We start from the raw sequence: 5,533 nt of genomic DNA on the forward strand, positions 1-5,533 counted from the left end.
CACGCTACGAGGGGAGGGACAGCGCCGACGCCACCCGGGAGAGTGAACCTCCATACCAGCGCGGTGCTTTGAAGCAGGGATGCTGCGAGCTGTGCCCGCGCGGAAAGTTGGCCCCAGTCCTTGCGGTTGATACGCAAGAAGCGGATGGTGTCGATGAGGTTGCAGCAACGCAGGTCGTGGATGGAGCCACCGCTCTTTAGCTCGACACAGGACAGGATGCGCAGCTGCGGGTGACCGCGCGGCACCGCTCCAGGCAGTTCCGGTAGCCATCGAGGCAGAACGGTGGTGGAGTCAGCACACCGTCGGCCAACAGAAGGTGCCACGCGAGTTGACCGCGCTCGGCCAACGGCTGCGGTGGTAGTCAAGTCCAGGACAGCGCGGCGGGTGAGGTCGTAGAGCGGGCGGCCATGGCCGCCGACGGTGATGCGCCGGTTTCCGAGGTCGACCTCCTTCTTGGCGGCGGCGGTGTAAGTGCGGCAGTACCCCGGAGCGCGAACTTCCGGCGGTTTCCCCGACCCGCAGCAAGCTGTGGGGTGGGAAACCGCCGGGAGTTGCGCAGCGGCGTGCGCCGGTGGGCAGGCTTCGCTGCAACGAGGCATGCCCGGTTCCCCTGTCTGTGTCGAGTAGCAACGGCCGGGGAGACCGCGATCAGAAGTCGCGCAGGTCAGCGGCAGGAGAAAGGTTTACGCGATCCGTCGGAGCCGGGGTGACGACGGGGCGCCGCATCAGCAGGCGAAGAGGCTGTCGGGCAGGGAGGAGCGAGGGATCGCCGCGGCTGCCGGCTGGTTGTGCCGAGCGGCCGGGACGAGGCGCACCGCCTTTGGCGCCGGCGGGGACTGAGCGCGGGCCAGCGATGGTGCTCCCACGACACCGGTGGCCGGTGCAATCGGCGGTTTGGTGGGGGTGCGGGCGCCTTCGTCCCAACGCCAGGTCTTGCACGTGGGCTTTTCCGTGTCCCCGCTGCGGTTTACGAAGGTCACCCCCTGACCGAGGCTGTAAGTGCTGCGACATCGGCCAGTGGCTCTGTCCACCCCGTGTCGTATCGGTTGGGTGGTCAAGCCCCTGGCAGCCGCCGGGGGCTTAACCATGTGTACAGCCCAGCGCGTATGAGGACCGTTGAGCCCAACATGCCTACAGCAGCACGCCGACGCTGTCGCGGGCCTACCGCTCCGCCGTCGGCGTCGCCGACGCACCCAACCGGCGCTTCGAACCGTCGTCATGGCCTCGGCACTTACCGCCCCCTTCGACAACGAGATCACCATTCCGTACACGTACCTGCGCCAGTACGTGGTCTTCAGCACGATCAAGCCCGACATCGACCCGGCTGTCACCGTCGTCCCCGGCGACCCGCTCGCCCTCGTCCGCGAGCTTAAGCTGGAGGAGGGCACCGGCTTGGGCATCTGGCTCTGCGGCGGCGGCAAGCTCGCCGGCGCCCTCCTGCCCGAGATCGACGAACTCGTGCGTGTCTTTGCGCTGCCACGACGCCACCACCCACATGCGCCCCATGGGCTTGCCACTATGAGGTGAGGGCTGGGGGGCCTTCCGGCGGTCGAAATCGGCATCGAGCCTGCCGATGAGCCTGCCAAGGTCCTCCCGAGCACTGCGGGGAAGCCACAGCAACACGTCCTCCAGGACATCCCGCGCCATCAGGGGATCACAACACTCGCAGCCGATCACCGGATCCGGCAGCACGTGCCCTGGCTGCTCCAATAACCAGCATCGTCCTGCGTCGTATCAACTGGTCACTCCCCGCCAAGGACGTGCCGTAGCAGCAGGTACCAGGTGACGTGCAAGCTTGCGGTTCCCAGCAGCCATCGGATGGGGATCCGGCGGTGGTGGAGGACTTGGATGCCCTCGGGTGGGGAATCGGTGGGTGTCAGATAGGGCTGTACCGCCCTCCGGATCCGCTGGGCGGTTCGGTATCCGGACCACCGGCCACCGTTGGAGCGTGGCACTACGTGGCCGGCTACCGTACTGCCGTCTTTCAGCTCGACGCGCAGACCGTCGTGCGTGGTCAGCCGCCGAATCAGCGCAAAGGGTACAGCGGTTACCGACAGCCGGTTCCTGAGAAGCAATGCTTTGGGCTCTAGACGCGCCTGGGTGCCCGTGAGTACGAGTAGTACTCCGGTGATCACGGTCGCTATCCCCCCGTTCACCACCGACCGCTCCATCAGCGAGATTGCTTCGACCTTGCCCTGCCGTGCTGTGAACCAGAGCGACGACGCGTTGATTCCGGCGATGACCAGGCACCCGAGCCAAAACTCGTCGCTCCTGAACTTCCGCTGGCAGACGGGAGTTCCACGCACCTTGAGGCCTCCTGTGCCTGCATGTCACCGATCAAGTCACTGCTCTTCCTTACCGAAGGGATCGCTCTCGCACCAGAGGGGCAGAGCCGTGGAGATGCCGCAGCCCTGGATACCGAAGATCGCACCGATGGTGTAGCCGGCCTGCGCGGCGCGCGGTCGGTCCTGACCGCGTGTTTGCCTTTGGGGCGGGCGTGCTTGCCGTGGCCAGCTTTCGCATGGCGTCCTTGCGCTTTGTTCGATTTCAGTCCGAACCTCGTCCCGAGGTGTGGCGCCAGGTGCCTCGGTCGATGGCGGTGTCGGCTTCAACTTCGGCGACGAGCTCAGGCTCGACCAGGGTGACGTCCAGGGGTCCCCCAGGTGGAGGAAACCAGGCGCCGTTCCACAAGTAGTCGGGGTTGCCGGGATGGAGGTGTTCGGGCGGGTTGGCGGGCGGCGTCCGGCCTGCATGGGCCACGCGTCGAGCCTCGCCAATGGGCCAGTCAGGGTTCAGCACACGTCCAACGGCGCGGCGACGAGAAGTGGTGGTACGACCGAGGCATGCGCGCGCGAACTGCGGAACGTCTCCTCCGGCAAGTGCCTCGAACGCGACCAGGGGATCGCAGCTGAGCCAGTGGACCTGGAACGGCACAGCGAACGAGAAGCGGTCCAAGACGGCGCGCTGAGCGAAGCAGTCGGCGATGCCTGTTGAGGACGTGATGGTCCGCGCTGACCGAGCGGCTCGCCACCGTGACGCGTCCGGTCGGCGACCGCACGTCAAACAGCCTGGCGACGCAGAATGAAATCTGCCCCGCTCAGGTAAAGTGAAGGTAAAGGCGCCGTGGCTGCCTTCATCGCTGAACGGCGCACCCCAAGCCCTTCCCCGCACTGGTAACAAGGGGCGCGTCATGGATCTATGGCTGATCTGGTTGATCATCGCAGCCATCCTGGCTGTGGCGGAGATCTTCACACTCACTGCTGCGCTCGGGATGCTGAGTGCGGCCGCAGTGGTCACCTCCGGATTCGCCGCAATCGGGCTGCCACTACCCTTCCAGTTCTTGGCGTACGCCATCATCGCCACACTCGCCGTGCTGTTCGTGCGCCCGATTGCGCTGCGCCACGTGCTCCAGCCCCAGGTGGCACGGTTTGGCATCGACGCGCTGGTCGGCAAGGCGGCCTACGTCATTTCGGAAGTGACGGCCACGGGCGGCAGGGTACGTATCGAGGGCGAGGAGTGGACGGCCCGCAGCTATGACGAGACGCTGGTGATCGCACCTGGAGCGACCGTCGACGTCATGAAGATCAGCGGCACCACCGCGTTCGTCTACCCCCGGGACTGAAGCCATGGAAGTCTCCGCGTCTCTCATCGCCGGCCTGCTCGTCGCGCTCATCGCGATCTTCACCGTGGTGCGGGCGGTCCGTATCGTGCCCCAAGCACGCGCTCGTAACGTCGAGCGACTCGGCCGCTACCACCGAACGCTGAATCCCGGCCTCAGCCTTGTCATCCCGTACATCGACCGCGTCCACCCGGTGATTGACCTGCGTGAACAGGTCGTCTCCTTCAAACCGCAGCCCGTCATCACCGAAGACAACCTCGTCGTCGAGATCGATACCGTCCTGTACTTCCAGGTCACCGACCCACGAGCGGCTTTCTACGAGATCGCCAACTTCCTCCAGGCCGTCGAGCAGCTCACCGTTACCACCCTGCGCAATGTCGTTGGCTCCATGGACCTGGAAAAAACTCTCACCTCACGGGACACCATCAACAGCCAGCTCCGTGGGGTGCTGGACGAGGCCACAGGAAAGTGGGGGCTGCGAGTCAACCGAGTGGAAATCAAGGCCATCGATCCCCCGCAGTCCATCAAGGACGCGATGCAAAAGCAGATGCGAGCGGAACGGGACAAGCGGGCCGCGATTCTCGGGGCCGAGGGGCAGCGCCAGTCGCAGATTCTCACCGCAGAAGGAGACAAGCAGGCCGCCGTTCTACGTGCGGAAGGCAACCGAACCGCCGCAATCCTGCAGGCCGAGGGGCAGTCCCGTGCCATTGACGAGGTGTTCCAGGCCGTGCACCGCAACGACCCAGACCCCAAGCTCCTCGCTTACCAGTACCTCCAGGCACTGCCCCAGCTCGCGCAAGGTCCCGGAAACAACTTCTGGGTGATCCCGAGCGAGATCACCTCCGCACTGCAAGGCGTATCACGAGCCTTCAGCGAGGTGCTGCCCCCGTCGCCCGCCACCCGCGAGAAGCCGTCGGACGATGACATGGCCGCCCAGGCCGCCAACGACACGGCGCAGGCGGCGGAAGCCGCCGCCGAGGCCCTGGCCGACGCTGCCAAGGCCGATGGCATCACCTCCACCGAAACCCTGCCCTCCCGCCCGCCTCACTGACGACCGCCGGTGCTCCAGCCCCGACGTCCCCGGCCCGGCAGCACCTTCCACGGCATCGACCTCGCGGTCGAGAGTCACGCGCGGCGCTTCTTTCCGCGTGTCCTTCTCCGCAGCGGCCCACAGGGTCTCCACGCAGCCGTACCGCCCGCCGGCCCAAGGCTGAGCGTCTTCTGCGTCCGAGGGTGAGCATCCGGTGCGGCGGCTTGCGCGCAGAAAGGAGGCGCGGCATGGAACGGCTCCGGGGCCGGGTGAGGCCTTTGCGACCAGGCTTCCCGGCGCACCTGGCCTCAACGCAGGTGTCATCGGGCCGGGCCGCTGTCCGCGCTGGCCGCGTGTCGGGCGGCCGGCTGAGCAGGTGCCGTGGGTCCATGGCGCGCGTGATGGCGCTCTCCACGGCCGCGACCCGGTCGGCGAGCAGCCCGAGGGCAGCGACGGCTCGGCCGAGGGCGTCGGCCCCGTAAGAGCACCAGCATGTGCACGGCCGCGCGCCTATTCGTGCGCAGATTCCCCGTCCGGCCGCAGGTAGTGCTGGGCGGGCCGGACGGGGTGCTGTGCCGGTCAGCTGGGGAGAGCGGAGGGTTTGTGGATGGGCCAGGACGTGATGTTCTGGCGCTCGCCGCAGTCCTGCCTGGTGGTGCCCAGCAGCCCCGGCGGTCTCTCCGGCTCCATCCGCGGTTGTGTCCGGCTGTCCGAGTTCACTGCCCCCGCTACTTGGCGCTGAAAAGGACCGACCACCGCGGCCACGGCGAGCGGGACGACGCCGCCATCGGTCCTGGGTATGCGCCGGCGTCATGCCCAGGCCGATCGGAAGCCGACTTCACCCTAGCTAGCCTCAATACCGGGACTCTGTTGGTGATCTTGGG

At 66.8% G+C, this 5,533-nt stretch carries 5 protein-coding genes; 3 read left to right on the top strand and 2 right to left on the bottom strand.

The window, feature by feature from the left end; translation table 11 throughout:
- Positions 1-1,218: 1,218 nt before the first annotated feature.
- Entirely contained in the window at positions 1,219-1,527 is a 309-nt protein-coding gene (locus J7E89_RS35515; RefSeq protein WP_214979879.1) for a hypothetical protein, read from the top strand.
- Positions 1,528-1,742: 215 nt separating this feature from the next.
- Here J7E89_RS35515 and J7E89_RS35520 read toward each other — a convergent pair whose 3' ends face one another.
- Both J7E89_RS35520 and J7E89_RS35525 read right to left on the bottom strand, forming a co-directional pair.
- Positions 1,743-2,306, bottom strand: a complete 564-nt coding sequence (locus J7E89_RS35520) for a hypothetical protein (protein WP_214979881.1) — start codon at positions 2,304-2,306, stop codon at positions 1,743-1,745.
- A gap of 241 nt (positions 2,307-2,547) precedes the next feature.
- A complete protein-coding gene (locus tag J7E89_RS35525) occupies positions 2,548-2,760 on the bottom strand; it encodes a hypothetical protein (protein ID WP_214979883.1) in 213 nt (70 codons plus the stop codon).
- A 430-nt stretch (positions 2,761-3,190) separates the two neighbouring features.
- On the opposite strand from J7E89_RS35525, the gene J7E89_RS35530 reads away from it, so the two are divergent.
- Entirely contained in the window at positions 3,191-3,622 is a 432-nt protein-coding gene (locus J7E89_RS35530; RefSeq protein WP_214979885.1) for an NfeD family protein, read from the top strand.
- Between the two features lie 4 nt (positions 3,623-3,626).
- A complete protein-coding gene (locus tag J7E89_RS35535; RefSeq protein WP_214979887.1) occupies positions 3,627-4,670 on the top strand; it encodes an SPFH domain-containing protein in 1,044 nt (347 codons plus the stop codon).
- The last annotated feature ends 863 nt before the right edge of the window (positions 4,671-5,533 follow it).

The sequence above is a fragment of the Streptomyces sp. ISL-100 genome (assembly GCF_018614615.1).
Taxonomy (GTDB): Bacteria; Actinomycetota; Actinomycetes; order Streptomycetales; family Streptomycetaceae; genus Streptomyces.